Source organism: Okeania hirsuta (genome assembly GCF_003838195.1).
Lineage (GTDB): Bacteria > Cyanobacteriota > Cyanobacteriia > Cyanobacteriales > Microcoleaceae > Okeania > Okeania hirsuta.
The window spans coordinates 1-1,323 of the sequence record NZ_RCBY01000586.1 but is presented as its reverse complement, the minus strand read 5'-3'; the positions used below and the strand labels follow the sequence as shown (position 1 = coordinate 1,323).

General features: G+C 37.9%; 1 protein-coding gene. It reads left to right on the top strand.

The window, feature by feature from the left end; genetic code table 11:
• Positions 1-419 precede the first annotated feature (419 nt).
• Positions 420-1,046 carry a hypothetical protein gene (locus D5R40_RS33045; protein ID WP_124145445.1) on the top strand — a complete coding sequence of 209 codons (627 nt, stop codon included), beginning with the start codon at positions 420-422 and terminating at the stop codon, positions 1,044-1,046.
• Positions 1,047-1,323 lie beyond the last annotated feature (277 nt).

Sequence of the window (1,323 nt, the reverse complement as noted above, 5' to 3'; positions counted from 1 at the left end):
CAACTTCCCTCTAGATTTGGCTGCTGTAGAAGCTCCTTCTATCAATGGTTAATTTTTGAGTTAGCTTTAGTTAGCTAATATAGACACCCTCCAATATTGAATATTGGGGGGTGTTTTTTTTCAATGTTACGCTATTATATCAAATCCGTTTAATTGGATATAAAAAAATTCTCCAATCGCCATAACTACTGGCGCGTCAAGCTTAAAATGGGGCGTTGGTAATTAGTAAGATGATTTTCTAGCAGGGGTGATACCCATTACTTACTCTGGTTAAAAATTTAGAGTGAGTCAGAAGGGGATTAGTCTGAAAGTTTCATCTCTTGATTTACCAACACCTAAAATGGTGTATTAGCTTCATAGGCAAGAAGTTATCATCACAGATCATCAGGCGAGCGCTAAAAGAAGACCTGAAGGTGGAAGTGGAACATTCCAAACTAGGAAAGCTTCAGATCATAGCTTGGCATCAATTACATTTTAGACAACTTGCCCATCAAAAGTTGTCTGTAATTCGAGTTCAACAATTAGATTCACCCAAAAGTAAACCACTATGGTTAGGTTGGCATGGAGAACAAATACCCAACTTGATAGAAATAGTTGACTTATATCTACGTCGCTTGACAATTGAACATTGGTATCGTTTTTCTAAGCAAAGATTACATTGGACTTTACCTAACTTGGGCACTAAAGAGCAATGTGATCGATGGAGTGATTTGATGCCCATGGTCACTTGGGAGTTATGGTTAGCTCGTGGGATGATGGAAGACCATCCTCTACCTTGGCAAAAAGCACAGAGTAATTTAACTCCTGGAAGGACAGCTCAGGGGTTTGGAGCAGTTATTGCAGTTGTGGGAACACCAGCACTTTCACCCCAACCCCGTGGAAAATCTCCAGGCTCGAAAAAAGGTCAAATTCGTAACAAAAGAAAACGATACCCAATAGTGAAAAAAGGAAAAGGTAAGTTTGAAAGCCAGAAAAAAAAACACAAAAAAGACGAAATCAGCTTAATTAATCTCAACATTTGTTTTTCATATCTGTTGATAGTCTAAATTTTTTGCATCAGGGCAAACGCATCTCGTCAATAAACTAGGGGTAATTATCAATAAACCGGGTTTTATTGCGCTTGTTGACAATAGACTTTCAACATATAGTGTCTATAAAATCAAACAAACACTACATATAGGGAACGGCAAAATAAGATGCGTTTGCCCTGGTCTAAATTCCAGGGCAAACGCATCTCGTCAATAAACTAGGGGTAATTATCAATAAACCGGGTTTTATTGCGCTTGTTGACAATAGACTTTCAACATATAGTGTCTATAAAAT